The 17,923-nt window shown below is 63.3% G+C and carries 19 protein-coding genes and 1 pseudogene; 10 read left to right on the top strand and 10 right to left on the bottom strand.

Annotation, left to right across the window (positions count from 1 at the left end; genetic code table 11):
- Positions 1-39 precede the first annotated feature (39 nt).
- Positions 40-1,122 carry a hypothetical protein gene (locus BV071_RS24620; protein ID WP_035612811.1) on the top strand — a complete coding sequence of 361 codons (1,083 nt, stop codon included), beginning with the start codon at positions 40-42 and terminating at the stop codon, positions 1,120-1,122.
- A 4-nt stretch (positions 1,123-1,126) separates the two neighbouring features.
- Here BV071_RS24620 and BV071_RS24615 read toward each other — a convergent pair whose 3' ends face one another.
- Positions 1,127-1,624, bottom strand: a complete 498-nt coding sequence (locus BV071_RS24615) for a hypothetical protein (protein ID WP_035612808.1) — start codon at positions 1,622-1,624, stop codon at positions 1,127-1,129.
- 896 nt (positions 1,625-2,520) lie between these two features.
- Here BV071_RS24615 and BV071_RS24610 point away from each other — a divergent pair.
- From BV071_RS24610 to BV071_RS24600, 3 genes are all read left to right on the top strand, one after another.
- Positions 2,521-2,907, top strand: a complete 387-nt coding sequence (locus tag BV071_RS24610; protein WP_035612805.1) for a hypothetical protein — start codon at positions 2,521-2,523, stop codon at positions 2,905-2,907.
- 155 nt (positions 2,908-3,062) lie between these two features.
- Complete coding sequence (locus tag BV071_RS24605) at positions 3,063-3,488, top strand: hypothetical protein (protein ID WP_035612803.1); 426 nt, start codon at positions 3,063-3,065, stop codon at positions 3,486-3,488.
- Positions 3,485-4,486 carry a chorismate-binding protein gene (locus BV071_RS24600; protein ID WP_052573855.1) on the top strand — a complete coding sequence of 334 codons (1,002 nt, stop codon included), beginning with the start codon at positions 3,485-3,487 and terminating at the stop codon, positions 4,484-4,486. Before BV071_RS24605 ends, BV071_RS24600 begins: the two co-directional genes overlap by 4 nt.
- Before the next feature lie 160 nt (positions 4,487-4,646).
- Here BV071_RS24600 and BV071_RS24595 read toward each other — a convergent pair whose 3' ends face one another.
- A complete protein-coding gene (locus BV071_RS24595) occupies positions 4,647-4,976 on the bottom strand; it encodes an HU family DNA-binding protein (RefSeq protein WP_035612800.1) in 330 nt (109 codons plus the stop codon).
- Between the two features lie 179 nt (positions 4,977-5,155).
- On the opposite strand from BV071_RS24595, the gene BV071_RS24590 reads away from it, so the two are divergent.
- The 4 genes from BV071_RS24590 to BV071_RS24575 are packed head-to-tail and all read left to right on the top strand — an operon-like array spanning position 5,156 to position 6,641.
- Positions 5,156-5,542, top strand: a complete 387-nt coding sequence (locus BV071_RS24590) for a hypothetical protein (protein ID WP_035612797.1) — start codon at positions 5,156-5,158, stop codon at positions 5,540-5,542.
- Positions 5,539-5,883: a hypothetical protein gene (locus BV071_RS24585; RefSeq protein ID WP_035612787.1), complete on the top strand. Its 345-nt coding sequence runs from the start codon at positions 5,539-5,541 to the stop codon at positions 5,881-5,883. The genes BV071_RS24590 and BV071_RS24585 overlap by 4 nt, the downstream gene beginning before the upstream one ends.
- Before the next feature lie 22 nt (positions 5,884-5,905).
- On the top strand, positions 5,906-6,247 hold the full coding sequence (locus tag BV071_RS24580) for a hypothetical protein (protein WP_035612784.1): 342 nt from the start codon (positions 5,906-5,908) through the stop codon (positions 6,245-6,247).
- A 4-nt stretch (positions 6,248-6,251) separates the two neighbouring features.
- Positions 6,252-6,641, top strand: a complete 390-nt coding sequence (locus tag BV071_RS24575) for a cytidine deaminase (RefSeq protein ID WP_035612782.1) — start codon at positions 6,252-6,254, stop codon at positions 6,639-6,641.
- Positions 6,642-6,720: 79 nt separating this feature from the next.
- Here the strand turns inward: BV071_RS24575 and BV071_RS24570 are convergent, their stop codons facing one another.
- A complete protein-coding gene (locus BV071_RS24570) occupies positions 6,721-7,524 on the bottom strand; it encodes a TIGR00266 family protein (protein WP_343123410.1) in 804 nt (267 codons plus the stop codon).
- A gap of 54 nt (positions 7,525-7,578) precedes the next feature.
- Positions 7,579-7,716 (bottom strand): annotated as a pseudogene (locus BV071_RS36165) (GYF domain-containing protein); the annotation flags it as partial.
- 326 nt (positions 7,717-8,042) lie between these two features.
- Between BV071_RS36165 and BV071_RS24565 the strand changes: the two are divergent.
- Positions 8,043-8,633 carry a transposase gene (locus BV071_RS24565; RefSeq protein WP_035612779.1) on the top strand — a complete coding sequence of 197 codons (591 nt, stop codon included), beginning with the start codon at positions 8,043-8,045 and terminating at the stop codon, positions 8,631-8,633.
- Between the two features lie 124 nt (positions 8,634-8,757).
- Here the strand turns inward: BV071_RS24565 and BV071_RS24560 are convergent, their stop codons facing one another.
- The 3 genes from BV071_RS24560 to BV071_RS33635 form a co-directional block, all read right to left on the bottom strand.
- The gene (locus BV071_RS24560) at positions 8,758-10,542 is read right to left on the bottom strand and encodes an ABC transporter transmembrane domain-containing protein (RefSeq protein WP_035612777.1); all 1,785 of its coding nucleotides are present in this window, start codon (positions 10,540-10,542) and stop codon (positions 8,758-8,760) included.
- Positions 10,543-11,048: 506 nt separating this feature from the next.
- Entirely contained in the window at positions 11,049-12,242 is a 1,194-nt protein-coding gene (locus BV071_RS24550; protein ID WP_035612771.1) for a 1-deoxy-D-xylulose-5-phosphate reductoisomerase, read from the bottom strand.
- Entirely contained in the window at positions 12,227-13,204 is a 978-nt protein-coding gene (locus tag BV071_RS33635) for a CDP-archaeol synthase (RefSeq protein ID WP_052573854.1), read from the bottom strand. The genes BV071_RS24550 and BV071_RS33635 overlap by 16 nt, the downstream gene beginning before the upstream one ends.
- Before the next feature lie 160 nt (positions 13,205-13,364).
- Between BV071_RS33635 and BV071_RS24540 the strand changes: the two genes are divergently transcribed.
- The gene (locus tag BV071_RS24540) at positions 13,365-13,883 is read left to right on the top strand and encodes an EF-hand domain-containing protein (protein WP_052573853.1); all 519 of its coding nucleotides are present in this window, start codon (positions 13,365-13,367) and stop codon (positions 13,881-13,883) included.
- A 184-nt stretch (positions 13,884-14,067) separates the two neighbouring features.
- On the opposite strand, the gene BV071_RS24535 is transcribed toward BV071_RS24540, so the two are convergent.
- From BV071_RS24535 to mtnP, 3 genes are all read right to left on the bottom strand, one after another.
- Complete coding sequence (locus BV071_RS24535; RefSeq protein ID WP_035612768.1) at positions 14,068-15,771, bottom strand: dynamin family protein; 1,704 nt, start codon at positions 15,769-15,771, stop codon at positions 14,068-14,070.
- Positions 15,772-15,796: 25 nt separating this feature from the next.
- Entirely contained in the window at positions 15,797-16,777 is a 981-nt protein-coding gene (locus tag BV071_RS33630; RefSeq protein WP_052573852.1) for a polysaccharide deacetylase family protein, read from the bottom strand.
- 251 nt (positions 16,778-17,028) lie between these two features.
- Positions 17,029-17,886: an S-methyl-5'-thioadenosine phosphorylase gene (gene mtnP, locus BV071_RS24525; RefSeq protein ID WP_035612765.1), complete on the bottom strand. Its 858-nt coding sequence runs from the start codon at positions 17,884-17,886 to the stop codon at positions 17,029-17,031.
- Between the last annotated feature and the right edge of the window lie 37 nt (positions 17,887-17,923).

Genomic DNA, 17,923 nt, shown 5'->3' with positions numbered 1-17,923 from the left:
GTCAGGTGGCGCCCTTGGCTGGTCGCGGCTTTTACAGCCGTGGCGGTCTCGGGCGCCCTGTTCTTGCGGCTGGGCAGCCCTGCTCCCGCGCCGCAAGCAGCGGCCATCGCGCCGCGGGCTGCCGAAACGGCGGCCCCGCGCTCGGCCCGCGCACGCATACAAGAAGAGTGGCAGACGATCCTGTCCGCCTGCGAGAACGGCGCTAGCCCGGAAGATACCCGCCGCCAGCTCATCGCCCTGAAGCGCCGCTGGATGCAGGAAGATGATTTGCATCTGGTCGCAGAGATGTGCGGCCACCTGCTGCGCGGTGGCGCGGACGCGAAGACGGGCATTCCCTTTCAAGTCGGCGGCAGCTCCTTGAAGGGTTGGCCTACGATGCGTGTGTTCCTGCTGGATACGATGTGCATGGCCGATCCCGACCTGGCCTGTGCGATCGCGCGCGAGGTGCTGGCGACGACCGGCTCCGCGGAGGAATACGCGGTGGCGCTGAAGCCGCTCACCTTGAAAGGCCCTTGGCGCGCCTCCGATGCTGAACTCGAAGGCCACTTCGCGACAATGCTCAGCAAGCCCGAATGGCAGAGCAGCGATGGCTTGGCCGAAGGCTTGGACCTTGCCCGCAATCTCGGCACCTCTGCCGCAACCGAAACTCTCGCCGCCTGGCTGAAGACCTCGCCCCCGGCTCGCGAACTGGGACAGATGGCCATCCATGAAACCGCGGCCGAGCACCCGCAGCTTGTCGTGGACCTGATGAGCCACCAAGCGGGGATGCTGGAAGGACAACCCGCGCTGCGCGCCAGCCTGATCGCCCGCGCCTCAGTCTCTGAACAAGCGCAAGCGGGGATGGTGGAAGACTATCTTCAAAATCCCGCCGTATCCGTGCAGGAGAAACGCGAGTTCCTGAATCTCTATCCCCTGCGCAGTGCGAGCAGCGGCTACCGTCTCTATGGCAAGCCACCCGCTCCTTATGAGCATGGTGCCGTGGTGCAGGATGACCAAGCCGCCTTGGCTGCGGTCACCCGCTGGAAAGCGGATCCCGCGTTGGCGGAGCTGCTGCCCGATATGAACAAGCTCGAGGGACGCTTGCAGACCTGGGTGAAGCAGGCGGAGCAGGACAAGGAATAGCCGGCTAGCCAGCCTCTTCGACCTTGCTTGGGTTCGAAGCAATCCAAGCCATATCGGTTTCGATCAGTATGTGGTGACCGGCAAGATCCGGATACCTCGAGGACTCGAGGATCACGCCGTAGTAATAGCGGAGGTCGATCCGGGCGTGCTGGTCCCAGTCAAAATACTCGTGGAAGGCAATCACCGCCTCCCCTTTCAGGAGCATCTTGATCGGGTGGTCCCAATAGCCGCTCGCGCCCTTGTCGCGGGAGATCATGGCGGGAAAACCTCCGTCCGCAGGCTCAATCAGGAAGTATGACGTATCCTTCCAATTCTTGGCCTGCTGATAGTGGCCTTCTGGTAACCGGTACAGCACCAGCCTCTCGAAGAGAACTGTGCTTACCGCTTCGAAATCCTCGACGACGCCCCAATCCTGACTGGCCCTCGTGTCGAACGCGGTGTTCCGCAGGTGCCGAGCATGTTCCCGATACTCCTCGAATAGATGGGTTAGGTATTCGGCCATTTGCTGCCTCTCGCAATCGCCCGATCCAAGCCGGGCAAGTGCAGGACGACAAGCCTGTCTCCAAGTGGTCGACCTTCGCACTCCCACCTCCGCGAAGAGGGACGGCACGATCCAGCGGATCTGGCTGCGTGCGCCCTGAGGAAGAAACGAAAAGCCCGCGACCTCTGCTGGGAAGAGGTCGCGGGCTTCCCGTAATGGGAGCTAGGGTGAACAGCTAGGGCATCCCGGGAGGGATAGCTGGATCTTGGCTGCTGGCCACCGCCCGGATATTACGTGATCGCGTAGGGCGGTGAAGCTCGCAACGCTCCCGCTGAAAAAGGAAAAGCCGCGCTTTCTCGCGAAAGCGCGGCTCTGGGGACAGAACCCGTCATCCCCTTCGCCGGCGGACCAATGCCAGCAAACCGATACTCCCGAGCAAGGCGGCTACCGCGACCGACGGTTCCGGGACCGCGGTGGTGCTGAAGGAGCCGTCTCGCGCTCCGGGAGCTTGAAAATCTTCGACGCCGTTTGGGCTTGGCGTCGTTTGCACGTGATTCAGGCAAGAGCGATCGCAGGAATCAGCCCTGTCGTTTCCATCCAAGGCCCCGCTCGCACCAAACGCGCTTGAGGACAGGATGAGGATACACAGTACACCAACGGACACGGGCTGCTGCCAGGTCGTCATCAGAGGTTTTTAAAGGGAGGGAGGGTTTGGGTTTGAGGAGGTTTTCTTGGGAAACCTGTTTGCCATTACAAATTAGCACCGAACGGAAGTCGAGCCAAAATGTCAAAAGCGTCACCTGCAAATTGTCATAGGTTGCTTGGTATCAAGACGCCCGGCGTCGCTTTCGTCATAGCAGCCCCGCCAGCCTTCGCAGGTGGTTGACTGGTGGTCCGGGACATCTTTGCATGCGCGCATGTCCTTCATCGCCCTCCTCTTGTTGATCGGGCCGAACATCGGCTTCTGGATCGGCTTGATGGGGCTGCGAGGGAGTTCCCGCCGTGGCTCGTGGTGGTTGATGGCGAGCGGCATTGGCGCCTTCACGCTCGGACCGATCCTGGCGGCGGCGGTCTATTTCAACTGGTTCGGCCGGATCGGCCCTGGAGGTCCGTCGACGCCGCTGGAACCCTTGGACACCCTCATCATCGGTGGGGTGCTCGCGGTCCCCGTCGGCATGCTTCTCTTCGCTGCGGGCTTCGTCCTGCATGGCATGGAGATGGCCCGTGCCCAGCAGCGCGCAAAGGAGCTTGAGAACCTGGCCGCGGCGATGGGAGAGGAGCTGAACCGCTTCAGGGGGGCTTGAGTTCCCCATTCAGGGTCCGAATGCTACTAGATACTCCGTACTTGAAAACCCTTCCGGCCATTAGGCGGCACGAAGCGCGCCAGGAAGCGCTCCGCTTCCCGTCGGCGGTTGACGGCACGGCACTCCACGGGTTTTGATCGGGCATGGTCCTTCCAATGTGGTTCACCTTGAGCGCCTGGCTCACCGGCACCCTGATCGTAAGTGCCCTATGGCTTGGCGTGACCTGCATCGGCCGGGGCCGGCGCAGCGGTGCCTGGTGGACCATGATAAGCGGCGTGAGCCTGCTCACTGTCGGCCCGCTGGCCTGGGCTTACGGAAGCTACTTGATCGAACACACCCCAAGGCCTGATCCGTCGAAAGTGCCGTCCTACACCTACCTCGGCCCGAGCCCGAGCGGTGTCATGATGGCGGGCACCGGCGCCGCGCTGACCACCCTCGGAATTTTGCTCTTCGGAATCGGCTTCGCGATCCACGGCCAGAGCATGACCCGGACACGGGCGCGGCTGGTGGAACTGGAGCAGGTGACTGGAGCGATGTCGGAAGAACTAACCCGGATCCGGCAAGGAGGGACAAGGGCATGATGGACTCGATCGCATTCCTCGACCTGCCGGATGGCAGGCGGCTGACGGGCTACGGGCCCTTTCGTACGACAGACGTCGTACCAGCCTCCGGAGTGGCCTTTTACCGGAATGACTTCGGCCTCACGGCAGCGGAGCCCTGGTGGATTCCGGAGCGCTGGGAAATCGGCCAGCGCCCCGAGCCGCAAGTCACAGTGGAGGAGCTCATCCCCTGCGAATGGGAAGCACCCGATGCCTCGGCCTTCGCCGGAGTTTTCCAGGAAATCAGCGCGGCGATCCGGGCTGGGGCTTTCGAGAAGACGGTGCCGGTGGTGGTGGAGCGTGGCACCCTGGAAGCACTGCCGGGCCACGCGCTGCTGGAGACGGCCGCTGCCAGTGCCGCCCCACTCTTCGGCTATGGTTTCTCCGATGGCGAATCGGGCTTTGCCGGTGCTTCGCCGGAGACGCTTTTCTCCCTCGCCGGTGATACCTTGCGCACGATGGCACTCGCCGGTACCGCCCGCGCGGAGGAGCGCGAGGTGATGGTGGTGGACGAGAAGGAGATCCGCGAGCACGAGTATGTCGCGCAGGCCCTGGTCTCGAAATTGGGCGACATCGGCCGGGTGCGCCGCGGGCCGCGGGTGATCATGGAGCTCGGCTCGATCGTCCACTTCCACACGCCGATCGAGGTGGAGCTGGCCGGTGATGAAAGCCCCACCTCGCTGATCCGACGCCTGCATCCCACGCCTGCGCTGGGTCCCCTGCCCCGCACGCCGGAGACGATGGAACAGCTCATCGACTGGCGCCGCCGCGTGGGCACGCCGGAGGACTTCGGCGCGCCCTTCGGGGCGATCATGGAAGGTGAGTTCCACGCCATCGTCGCGATCCGCGGACTCTGGTGGGAGGGCTGCAACCTGCGACTGCCGGCCGGATGTGGCGTAATCGAGGCCAGCCGTCTGGTGAACGAATGGCGCGAGCTACGGCTCAAGCGCGAGGCGGTGAAGGCGCGGTTTGGATTCTAGCCGGTGAGCTTCCGGATTCACCTCGCGGCGGCGGTGAGGCATGCTCGCCAAGCGCAACGCGGGCTACAAATACCTAGGCTAGGCCGCTCCTGCGCGGGCAACAAAAAGCCCGAGGCTGGCGAAGCAACCTCGGGCATTTCAAGTTGGAATGGACTTGGGATTAGACCACCATGTCCTTGAGCGCCTTGAGCGGGCGGACCTTCACCGCGACAGAGGCGGGCTTGGCCTTGAACATGACTTCTTCCTTGGTGAAGGGATTGATGCCCTTGCGAGCCTTCACGGCGGGCTTCTTGATGGTCGAGATCTTCAGCAGGCCGGGGAGGACGAATTCGCCCGCGCCCTTGCTGTGAAGATGGCCGCCGATGATGCCGGTGAGGCTCTCGAGGGCTGCACCTGCTTGCTTGCGGGTGAGGCCAGTCTCAGCGGCGATCTGGTCGAGGATCTGGGTCTTCGAGTACTTGTCTTTGATGGGAGCTTGCTTTTTAGCCATGGCGACGCCGAGTAAATTACAGAGTTCTTGAATGTCAAGCCCCCGGGAGCTAGTTCCGCGAAGTACGTGAAAGCTCGTATCAGAGTCCCGACTGCTGAAAAGCACTGTTTTTTGAGGCTGGCGAGGCCCTCGGTGCGATTGAGAGAGTGTCCGGCCAGCGCTTGTCGGGTGCTTCCACAATGATCCCTTTCTACCTCCAACTCGCCGCCTGCGCCGCGCTGCTGATCGCCGCCATTTACCGCATCGCCACCGCTGGCAAGGAAGCGGCGAAGTCGCACCGCTTCCTGCTGCCCTTCATTGTGGTGGCTTTCGGCTTCGGGGTGATTGTGGCTTATTTGCTCGGGGCGGAGCTGTTCGTGGCCTGGTACAGCGGCGCCAGCTACTCCGGGAAGGGCTCGCCCCTGCAGCCGGGCGGCACGCTCGAGTGGCTCACTCCGGCCCTACCCTGCTTGCCGCTGCTGGTCGGCTTCGGGACCATTCCGGCGATCGGACGGAGACCGCTGGTGGTCGCAGTGCCGACCTTGCTTGCCTCCGTGCCGGCACTGATGATGATATTCCTCCAATGAACGCCATCACTCGGATCGTCTTGGCCTGCGGGTTCATGATCGCCGGAGTCACCGTCATGGCGATCGCATGGGAATTCATCTTCCCCGGGCGGATCTACTTCTGCACCGACGATGTCGGTTTCGGCTTCTTCACACCCGGCGAGTGGGTCCATGGCAGCATCGAGTATGTAAACAAGATCGACACGCTCCGATCCATGTCCGAGCCCGATGTGATCAAGGCCGGCTGGTCGGAGGGCGGCTTGTGGATCGCATGGTGGAGCATGCTCGCGGGCGCGGCGGTCTTCGCCTTCGTCTTCCCCTTGCTGCTGGGGCGCGCGGGAGGAGCGCTCGCCAAAAGATGATCTTCAGGATAACTAATTCACCATGTTCATCCGCGAAGACGCAAAAGACCTGGCCAAGGATCTGGCCGCCAAGGGCCTCAACAAAACGAAGATCAAGAAGGAGCTGGAGAAGCAGGGCATGGCCGGCCTGCTGCAGGACTACGACCTGGAGGTCATCATGGCCCAGGCGGGTTCCGCGCGTGAGATCATGCGCAAGTCGCCCGGCACCCTGATCTACCGGGTGGTGGGAGTGGCAGCGATCCTGGGTGGCCTCTGGATCATCTTCTGGATGTATGGCGGGAACTTCAGCAGCCGCGGGATCATGCTGCTGATTGCGGGCTTGGTGCTTACCTTCAAGCCGGAGTACGCCAACGACAAGCTGTGAGAAGATGAATGACCTCAGCCGTCCTGACTCAGAACGGGAACTCATCGCCGCCGCGTGGCCACTGGTGAGGCCCTTGACTCTCGGTCGGGCGGATCACGATGCCGCGACGGTGGCTGCGGCGATCCGCACGGCCACGGGAAACATCTACACCGGCGTGTGCATCCACGTGAGCTGCGGCATGGGCTTCTGCGCGGAGCACGCCGCCGCCGCGAAAATGATCAAAGCGCAGGAGACGCAGATCGAGATGATCGTGGCGGTGGCGGGGGATTGCATCCTCGCGCCCTGCGGCCGCTGCCGGGAATTCCTGATGCAGATTGATCCGCGGAATGCAGAGGCGGTGGTGCTGCTGGAAGGCGGGCGACGCGCGAGCTTGCGTGAACTCTTGCCAAATTGATTCGGCGAGGCAAAAGAAGCCGGGGATGGCACGGTGGCCAACCCCGGCTGAATAATTTACTAGATTAGCCGTACTTAGCTCAATCCCCGAAGAGATTGCCGAGGCCGCCGATCACCGACCCGGAATCCTTACCACTGGCATACATGCCGGTGATGCGCTGGGCGAGGCGCGAGAAGGGCATGCTCTGGAGCCACACCGAGCCGTGGCCCTGCAGGGTGGCGAGGAAGAGACCTTCACCGCCGAAGACCATCGACTTCAAATTCCCCGCACGCTGGATGTCGTAGTTGATGCCCTTGGTGAAGGCGACCAGGCAGCCGGTATCGACGAAGATCTTTTCGCCCTTCAGCTCCTTGCGCACCACGGTCCCGCCGGCATGCACGAAGGCCATGCCATCGCCATTGAGGCGCTGGAGGATGAAGCCCTCCCCGCCGAAGAGGCCGGCGCCGAGCTTCTTGTTGAAGGCGATGCCGAGCTGGGTGCCGAGCGCGGCACAGAGGAAGGCATCCTTCTGGCAGAGCAGCTCGCCGCCGTACTGGCTGAGGTCCACCGGCACCACGGTACCCGGGTAGGGCGCGGCAAAGGTGACACGCTTCTTGCCGCCGCCGCGGTTGGTGAAGTGGGTCATGAAGATCGACTCACCGGTCAGCGCGCGCTTGCCCACGGCCATGAGCTTGCCCATCAGGCCGGTGTCCGGCGTCGAGCCATCGCCCATCTTGGTCTCGAAGGAAATGCCATCGTCCATGTAGTTCATGGCACCACCTTCGGCGATCACGGTCTCGCCGGGATCGAGCTCGATTTCTACCATCTGGATCGACTCTCCGATGATCTCGTAATCGATCTGGTGCGAGCGCTTGCCGCCAAGAGCAGCGCCGCCGGGTGGCAAGGGCGGAGGCGGCGCGCCTTGGCCTTGGAACAGCTCTGGCAACACCTTGGCCGCCGGCTCCCAGCCAGCCATGCCTTGGGTCCACATGAAGGTCGCGGCGGTGATGGTTCCCGCGCCGACGAGTTCAGGCAGGTTTTCATCGGAAGTGGTGGCGGTGGAACCGGAGGAGCTGTGGTAATGCCAAGTCTTCATGGTGCTGGGAAGGGTAGTAGGCGGAGGATGAGGTGCAAGAATGCAACGCGCGCGGGCGGTGACGATTACAGCTTGGCCCCGGATTTCCAATGGGCCCGCGAGACAAGGGTATGTAGTCCCGCGCTTTAGCCGGACGAAGCAACCAGAAGAGCGGGCCTCACCAAGTGCCCCCGGGTGAATGCACCACACCGGGGTAGCCAGCTCCCCGGACCTCTAATCGGGCCGCAATCCAAGGGCACGTAGTCCCGGCCTTCAGGCGGACGAAGCGACCCTCGACGCCTGCTACACCCTTGCACCTCTGGGATCCTATAGGTTATAGCACGATCATGTCCTACCAGTGGCGCAAGCTCAGCCCCGCCCAGCGGGAGGCTTGGCTTGCGCGCCGGAAGCTATTGAAGCGTCCTTGGCATCGTCCGCCTCATTTCGACCAAGGCAACATCCACTCTCACATCTCGGCTGCCTGCTATGAGCACCGTGATCATATCGGTTATTCGGAGGATCGTTTGGAGACCTTCTCGCGCATGCTTGTGGAGCATTTGCCCGTCCAACCCGTCGCTTGGTGCGTGCTGCCGAACCACTATCATGTCCTCGTTCCCAGCGCAGATATCCGCGCCACGGTGAAGCTGCTCGGCGAACTTCACGGCAAGACTTCCTTTCAATGGAATGGCGAGGAAGATACCCGCGGACGACAGGTGTGGCATTCCGCCTCAGATCGCGCGATGCAGAACAGCGATCACTTCTGGGCGACGATCAACTACATCCATCACAATCCGGTGAAGCATGACTATGTGGAATCCTGGCTGGATTGGCCATTCTCGAGCGCCCTGGATTTTCTCGAGTCGGAGGACCGGGAATCGGCGGTCAGGATCTGGAAGCAGTATCCCGTGCTGGATTACGGGAGAGGCTGGGATGACTGACCGGCGCGCCTGAAGATCCTCTGGGGGGAGCATTCACCCGGGGGCCCGGGGTAAAGACAGCTCTTCACTTACTTCGTCCGGCTAAAGCGCGGGACTACGTGCCCTTGGAAAGCAGCCGCTCCCGTCACAAGAGCTGCGTCTCCGCCAGCAGGTGATAGGTCCCCTGCTTCTCGATCAGCTCGGCATGCGTGCCGCTCTCGACGAGCTTGCCGTGATTCATCACGAGAATGGTGTCCGCATGGCGAACGGTGGACAGCCGGTGCGCGATGACGAGGCTGGTGCGGCCTGCCATCAGGCGCTCGAGAGCTTCATTCACGAGGCGCTCGCTCTCGGTGTCCAAGGCGCTCGTTGCCTCGTCCAAAAGAAGGATCCGCGGGTCCGCCAGGATCGCGCGGGCGATGGCGATGCGTTGCCGCTGACCGCCGGAAAGCTTCACCCCGCGCGGGCCGACGGTGGTGTCGTAGCCCTCGGGTAGCTTGGAGATGAATTCGTGAGCGTTCGCCTGTTTGGCAGCGGCTTCGATCTCCGCAGAGCTGGCACCGGGGCGGCCGTATTCGATATTCTCGCGGATCGAGCCGCCGAAGAGCAGGACCTCCTGCGGCACCACCGCGATCTGCTTGCGCAGCGCCGCCAATTCGAAGTCCGCGGCATCGTGGCCATCGAAAAGCACTTGGCCGCTTTCCGGGCGGTTGAAGCCGAGGATCAGCGAGAAGACCGTGGACTTGCCCGCACCCGAGGGACCGACCAGTGCAACGCGCTTGCCCGGCTCCGCGGTGAAGGACAGCTCGTGCAGCACCGGAGCCTCCGGCCGCGAGGGATAGCGGAAGCTTACATTGTCGAAGGCCAGCGCGCCTTCGAGCCTGGCGATCTCGCGGCTGCCGCTGCTTTCCGGCTTCTCCGCCATGATCTCGCGCAGGCGCTCGGTCGCACCGGACATCGCCTGGAGCTGCGAGACGACCTCAGGCATAGAGCCCAGCGAAGCGCCGACGAAGACGCTGAAGATGATGAAGCCAAGGAAGTTGGTCTGGTCAATCGCGTGGCTGGCCAGCATGTGCGAGCCATACCAGACCACGCAACCGATGGTGCCAAACATCACGAAGATGATGAAGGACAAGAAGGCCGCGCGTGCCGCGGCGCCACGCAGCGCCACGCCCAAGAAGCGGTCGAGCGCCCGATCGTAACGGGTCTTCTCGAAGCCCTCGTTCGAGAAGGCTTTCACATCAGCAATGCCCTGCACGCTCTCCTCCATGACCATCCCGGCCTCAGCGAGTGAGTCCTGGGCATCGCGCGAGAATTTGCGGACCTTGCGCCCGGAGATCGCCACCGCCAGCACCACAAGGGGCACGCACGCCAGCATCACCAGCGAGAGCTTCCAGGACAAACAGAAGACGGCGATGACGCTGCCAGTGAGAATCACGCTGTGGCGCGCGGCCTGCGGCAAGGTGTTCAGAAAGGTCTCACGGACCGTCACAAGGTCGGCGGAGACGCGATTGCTGATCGAGCCCGAGCGCTGGTCCTGGAAGAAGGGCACCGGCAACTTGAGCAAGTGCCCGAAGAGATCGCGACGCAGGTCATTCAGCGCGGACTCCCCGGCCCGCGAGAAACCGCGCACCCGCAGGTAGGCGACGAAGGCTTGGACCGCGAGGATCCCCATCAGCCAGAGGATCTTCTCGTCGGCCTTCTTGCGGGTGGCCACCGCGTCCACGCCCTTCCTCCACGCATCCGCCGGGTCGCCGACGAGATCTTTCAGGAACCAAGGAAAGGCCAACGAGAGCCCGGCGGTCAAAAAGAGCGCGATGACCGAGGGAATGAAAATCCCCCGATAGGGCCGCACATAGGAAAGCACCCACGCGAGTCCACCCTTGATGTCACTTCTCTTCTTCTCCGCGCCCGCCTTCGCCTTCGGCATGGCGGGGATGGGAGACGTGGGAGCGCGGCTTTGCAAGCCGCAAGAACTTGGGAATGTGCCCTCAGGGACAGGTGTTCTCTGGCATCCTTGGAAGGCTAGCCGAGTGGGGCGTCGGATTGATTTTGCAGGGAACTGCTGCCAATCCGCCCGGAAACTTGCAATGCTGGCGAAGAAATGAAGCCAATGTTGGTCATCATTGTGGCATTTTGCCTATCACTGCTCTTTAGCGGTGGGATGGTCTGGGTTGCTTGGCAGCATTCCCCGACAGAAATATATGAGGGCGGGAAGATGGACTACGCCTATCTTGCCACGATTTTTGGAACGTGGTGGTTTCTTTCGATCGGATTCCTAAGTCCTCCAATTCTAATTTGGATGATTGTTCGATCTAGAAATCTCAAGTTCAAACCTTGGGTGCGTTTCAGATGAAACCGGCCTTAAGTTAGCGCCATTCTTCCTATGTCCCCTAGGGACATAGGAAGCCGTTGAAACCATCCACAAGACCACGCTCACTTCGCCACCGCCCCTAGACGACCGCTCGCCTCGCGGCGCGCCCACGCATCCGCCATGATCGTGCTTTCCAGCGACGAAGCCGGCATCACCTCGTGCGCGTGCATGGTCTCAGCGACCACTCTCCAGATATCCGGGAAGCGGATTGCTCCGGCGATGAAGGCATCCACGGCAATTTCGTTCGCGGCATTGAAAACGGCAGGCAGGGTGCCCCCGGTAAGACCCGCGTCGCGGGCCAGCTTGAGTGCGGGGAAGTCGGCATGGCGCGGTTCCTCGAAGTCGAGCTTGGCCAGCTTGACGAAGTCCAGTGGCTTCAGCCCACCGGCCAGGCGCTCGGGCCAAGTGAGCGCATACTGGATCGGGAAGCACATGTCGGTCGTGCTCAGTTGCGCGAGCACCGAGCCGTCAATGAACTCGACCATCGAGTGAACGATGCTCTGCGGATGCACCACCACATCGATGCGCTCCATACCGATGCCGAAGAGCCACTTGGCCTCGATCATCTCCAGGCCCTTGTTGAAGAGCGTGGCGGAATCGATGGTGATCTTGCGACCCATCTCCCAGGTGGGATGCTTGAGGGCCTGGGCGAGGGTGACCTCCGGCAGCTTCTCCGCAGGCAGGCAACGGAAGGGTCCGCCGGAAGCCGTTAGAATCAGCCGCGAGACTTCCTTCTCACCGCCGCGGTGGCCGTCGAGGCACTGGAAGATCGCGTTGTGCTCGCTGTCCACCGGGATGAGTTTCACGCCCTTGCGCGCGGCGGCGGCGGTGACGACTTCACCCGCCATCACGAGAATCTCCTTTGAGGCAACGGCCAAATCCTTGCCTGCTTCGATCGCTGCCAATGCCGGCCACAGACCTGCGGTCCCGATAATGGAGACCAGCACCATCTCCGCGTCTTCGAGCGTCGCGAGTTCCGCGAGGCCCTCAGGCCCGGCGTAGATCTTCACGTCGGAAGGGACGGCGGCGCGCAGTTGATCGAGCTTCGAGATATCGTAGAGCGCGGCATGCTTCACGCCGGTCTCGCGAACCTGCTTGGCGAGGGCATCCACGCTGCCATTCGCGGCGAGGCCGATCAGCTCAATGCGCTCCGGCAGCAGTCGCGCCACTTCCAGGGTCGAGCAGCCGATCGATCCCGTCGAGCCTAACAGCACCACCTTCTTGCGCCTTCCGGCGGCGTTCAGAGCGACATCCATTTGAGATAGAAATACAAGACGGGAGCGGTGAAGCAGAGGCTATCGATCAGGTCGAGCGCGCCGCCGATGCCCGGCAGCATGTGGCCGGAGTCCTTCACATTCAGGCTGCGTTTCACCACACTCTCCGCGAGGTCACCCACAACGGCCAGCAGGCAGAGCACGATGCTGAGAACAAGGACATTCACCCAGCCACCCAGCACATGCAGCCCCGCCGCAAAATGCGGCATGTCGTCCTGAAAGAACCCGTAGAGCCCGCAGCCCGCGAGCAGGGCAAAGAAGATCGCGCCACCGAAGCCCTGCCAGGTTTTCCCCGGGCTCACATGAGGGATCATCTTGTGCTTCCCGATCATGGAGCCGACGATGTAGGCGCCCATGTCGCTGAACTTGGTCACTGCGATCATCCACAGCAGGACCATCGCGCCGGGAACCTGGCCAGGGCCAGGAACGAGGAAGACAATGCGCGCGGCGAAGTTGAAGAGAAAGGCGATGTAGACGAAGCCGAGGACATTGCTGGCTACCGCCTGCAAGGGTTCCGAGCCGCGGATCGGGTGACGGAGTTGCAGGATGAAGGTGCCGGCAAGGGCGGCGAAGATAGCGATGCCATCGATCCACTCACGCAGGGCGAGGAATTTCGGCAGCATGCAATGGGACAGATCGATGCCCTCTCCGCTGAACGGCGCAGCGGCAAGGCCGCCGGTATTCAGGAGAATCCAGTAGAGCGCCCCCGAATACGCCACTGCCAGTAGCATGCCGTAGCGAGGGAAGCACTTCACCCCACCCGCCTTGAGCATCTGGAAATACTCCAGGGTGGAAATCAGCGTGAGCACTCCGACCAGCCCGACATAGGCCCATGCCTGGCGGCTGGCGAGGGCGATGGCGACCACGGCCCAGAGGCCCAGCGTGCTGGCGCTGCGGCGCAGGAAAGTCGTTCGTTTTGAATTATCCGGCGCGGCTTGCGACATCCGGGCGCATCCAAGCCCGCCGGGGGGCAGGAGGCAAATTCAATCCACCGCGCAACCTTGGCGAAAAAACCGGGTTCCCCTGCCATCAACGGCGGATCGGCCACCCGCCCTTGGAAAGATCGCAGATCAAACTGAACCAACCCATAGAACCGATAGACCGATGAAGACCAAAATCACATGGATCGCCCTCGCCCTCGCTGCCGGCACCCTCGGCGTCCACGCCCAGGAAGAGGGTGGCCAACGCCGCGGCCCGGGCAACCGCCAGCTCCCGCCCGAAATCATCAAGGAGTATGACAAGGACGGCGACGGCAAGCTGAGCGACGACGAGACCAAGGCCATGCGCGAAGCCATGCAGGCCCGCCGCGCGGAGCAGGAGAAGAAGGATCTCGAAGAGTTCGACAAGGACAAGGACGGCAAGCTCAACGACGAGGAAACCAAGGCCCTCCGCGAAGCCCGCCAGGCCAAGCGCAAGGCGCTGATCGAAAAGTACGACACCGACAAGGACGGTAAAGTCAGCCCTGAAGAAGCGAAGGCTGCCACGCCGGAAGAGCGCATGGCGCTCCGCGGTGGAATGGGCCCGGGCGGCCGTGGCGGCGAAGGCGGCCAAGGCGGTGGTCGTCGCGGTGGTCGCGGCGGCGAAAACCAGCCGAAGCCGGAAGAGAAGAAGGCAGGCGAATAATCAGCCAGCCCCTTCGTCAGGCGGACCAATCGAATAACGGATTTATCCCCGGAATTCCCTGACTCATGTAGCCCGGAGGCGCAACGCCTCCGGGTTTCTTGTTGATCGGAAGAGTGGCCAGGAAGGTCGCAAAAACGGACACTCCCTGCTGTGGATCCGGGTGGCCTGATTCTGGAGCACCCGATCAAAGATCCAGCTCCACCGACTTCAGCGCGATGTAGAGCGAATTCGAGCGCTCTAACCGCGGCTGGAGCAGGGCCCGCTCGGAGGCAAGGCGGCGGCGTACTTCCAGCAGGCTGCCGGAGTAGTCGCGGAAGAGGAAGCGGATCGCCTCGCCGTGGTGGGCTTTCAAGCCATCCGCAAAGGTCGGGGCACCGGCGAGCAGGCGCTCCTTGTAGTTCGCGGTGATGCGGGACCCGGTGACCCAGGCAATGACCGCCGCGAGGAAAAAGACCGCCACCGCGGCAATCAGGAGGCTTAGGGCGATGTGCTGCGAGCCGAAGGTACCGCAAGCCCCCGCGCCAATGACCAAGAGCAGGCCGATCGCAGTGAAGCCCTTGAGCGAGGAATTCCGGCGCCGGACCAGCGGATCCAGCACGCCGCGCACCCGCAGGCTGGCAAGCGCCTGCGGCACGGCCTTTTCCAAGCGGGCGACAAAGCGGGTGACAATTCCCTCGCGGGCTTCGCCGGCAATCGCACAGGGGCCGGGCTCAATGCCCATGCGCTCGCGGATCTGCGGGCGCACGCTTTCCCATTGCTGATTGCAGGCATCCACCAGGCGCGCGGCGTCATCCCGGCCGAAACCGATGGCGACTTCTTGCATCCGGGCGGCAAAGGCGGTCTCCACCTCTGCGGCGGTGCCATCCCCGCTGAAGAGGCGGGCCAGCGACCGCCACCACCCGAGCCGCGAGCGGAGATTGCGGAGCACCCGGTCAACCTCGCTGCGGTAGCGCTCCAGCGCCGCACCCATGGCCTCCGGCGCGGCCAGCAGCGAACTGTCGCGCAAGGCGTCCATCTCGCGCTCGATGTTGCCGAGAAAGTAGGAATCGTCCGCCATTCCGCGGCGCTGGCCGTCGAAGTGATTTTCCAGCCGCCGCAGGGTACGGGCGGCGTGGTGCCAGCCATCGTGCAGCACCTGGCGACGGTCCATCGACTCGCAGATGCGCTCGGAAATGTAGTTCTCGAAGTCGGAAAAGCGGCTGCTCCGCCACTGGTCCGAGTTGAAGGGCTCGGCCCGCTTGGCCTCCAGCGCGTGACGGGCGGCGACCGGGAAGATCGGGATCTCCTTGCCAAGCCGCTTCAACGAGAGATCCCGCATGTGCCCGAGGATGATCGGGATATCCTGCGGCTGCTTGAGATCAATGCGCTGGACCACCAGAGCGGTCCGCTCCAAGGCCTGCGGCGAGAGCCGCGAGACAGCATCCCAAGTCGCGGCGGTCCAAGGATTCTCCGCGGTGAAGACCACCAGGATCAGGTCCGCATGCTCCAGGAAGGGCTCGGAGATCGCAGCGTGGCCGTTCAGCTTGCTATTCGTGCCAGGGGTATCGAGCAGGTCGAAATTCCGGAGGTAGTCCAGTGGCCGGCGGAGTTCCACCAGTTGCTCCTGCACCGGATTATCGCTCTCCACGCCACCATGGCGGTAGAGCCGGACCTCCGCAGTCAGCGGCAGGGAGCTGGTGGGGCAGATCTCGGTGCCGGCGAGAGCATTCAGCACGGAGGACTTGCCGGCATTCACCTCGCCGATGGCGGCGATCAGGATCGGCCGCGCCAGTACGGGAGCCGGGCGGTCCGGCTCATCCTCCAGCGCAACTTCCCGGGACAGATCACCGATCCATCCGAGCAGTTCCGACAAGCGGTCCCGCACCGCGAAGTAGCGTTCGCCGGGCATCACGAATCCTGGGCCAGTCCGCGATTCACTGACCCGCCGTGGTCGGCTCTGGCTCCGGCGCCGCAGCCGAAGCCCCCCCCGCAGCCGGGGCTGCCGGAGCGGTGGACATGGCGAGCAACTGCGAAACCGTGACGAATTGATAGCCCTTGCGCAGTAGGCCATCGAGCGTGGCTGGCATGGCGTCCACGGTGCCGCCGTGCAAGTCGTGGGCGAGGACGATCGCCCCCGGAGTGGTCCCTGCGAGGATTCGGGAGGTAACCGCAGCCGGACCCGGGCGCTTCCAATCCAGCGGGTCCACAGACCAGAGGATGGTGGGGTAGCCAAGCTCCGCGTGGATCCACTCGCGCTGTCGCTGGAGCAGGGCACCGTAAGGCGGGCGCATGGTCCGCGGCTGGATGCCGGTGGCGCGGGCCACGGCGTCGCGGGTCTTGGTGAGTTGCTCGCGCACCGCGGAATCGCTCATCTTGCTGAGGATCGGGTGGGAGAAGCTGTGGTTGCCGATCTCGTGGCCTTCCGAAACGGTGCGACGCAGCACGTTCGGATAGAGGTCCACGTTCTGGCCGATCACGTAGAAGGTCGCCTTGATGTTGCGCTCGCGGAGCATGTCCAGCAGGCGCGGGGTATTCGAGGGATGCGGACCATCGTCGAAGGTCATCGCAATGTACGGCTGGGTCACCGCCACGCGGGAATAGGTGATCCCGGAGCCGCCGGAAGCCGGCAGGTTGTTCGAGGGATTGCGCGGCACCGGACCCTGCACCTTCGGAGTGCGGTAGCTGGTATTCGGACCGGTCTTGGCCGGGGCCGAGGCCGGATCGACCTTCGCGGTCGGGGCGGTATTGCCCGCTTCCGGCTTGGCCGAGGAAATCATCGAGCAGCTGCTCCCCAGCACCGTGCTCATGGCCATGAATCCGCGGCGGGAAAGAGTCGGGAACAGCGATGCGTCTGGGGCTTCGTTGACGGAAGAAGAGAGGAGCTTGTAGCCCAGCGTATCGAGCGGATTTTTCATGGGGAAATTGGCGACTTGGGGCGGGAAAACCGGCGGAAGATTAGCCTGAGGGGGCGGGATGTCACGCCTGCATTTCCAACAGCTTGACCACAAAGAAAGACTGAAGGATCGGGCTTGGCGGCACCTTGAAACCCAAGCCTCTGGGAGCTGGATCGTGATGCACGGGACGAGAGGATTTACCGCGATAGCACGGATATCGCGGAGGGGAAGATCCGGAGTTCTCCGCCCCTGCGGTCCGCGGTCCATCCCAGTCACAAGAAGCGCGAGAGAACCGGGCGCAGCTTCTCCTTGGTCTCGGGGGGCCAGAGGGAGGGCGGAGTCATGATGGCGCCGTCGAGCGAGCGGTGCTCGGGCCAGGTAGGCTCGAGCGGGATCGCGGGGATGGCGCTGGCGATAATGCGCTTGGCCATGGCGACATTCGCGCTCAGGTGGCCCATCACCGCCTCCGCGGTGACCGGCTCCTCCTCGATCTTCCAGCAATCGTAGTCGGTGACCATCGCCAGAGTGGCGAGGGCGATCTCCGCCTCGCGAGCCAGCTTGGCCTCGGGGAGATTGGTCATGCCGATCACGTCGAAGCCGAGCTTGCGGTTGGTCTCGCTCTCCGCGCGGGTGGAGAAGGCGGGACCATCCATGTTCACATAAGTGCCGCCGAAGTGAACCTTGGCCCCCTCCCCTTCCGCGGCCTCCAGCAAGATGCGGCGCATGCCCTCGCTGATCGGGTCCGCGAAGGCCACGTGGCCGACGATCCCCGAGCCGAAGAAGGTGTGCTGCTCGCGGCGGCTGGTGCGGTCGAAGAACTGGTCCGGCAGGACGATGTGCTCGGGGTGATATTCCTCCCTCAGGCTGCCGACGGCGGTCACGCAAATCAAATAGCGCACCCCCAGGGAGCGCAGGGCCCAGAGGTTCGCGCGGTGGTTGATCTCGGTCGGCAACAAGCGGTGGCCACGGCCATGGCGGGGCAGGAAGAAGACCTGCCGCCCGGCCAGAGTGCCCTCGACAATCAGATCCGAAGGTGGACCAAAGGGCGTCTCCACCGAGTGATTTCCCGCCTGCTCGAAGCCGTCGATTTCATAAAGACCACTCCCGCCGATGATGCCGATGGCTGCCATGCGGATGGTCTAGGGGCCTGAAGCGGTGGCGTCGAGT

It is taken from the genome of Haloferula sp. BvORR071, assembly GCF_000739615.1.
GTDB lineage: Bacteria > Verrucomicrobiota > Verrucomicrobiia > Verrucomicrobiales > Akkermansiaceae > Haloferula.
Note: the sequence above shows the minus strand (reverse complement) of the source record. Positions and strands in the feature narration are given on the sequence as shown.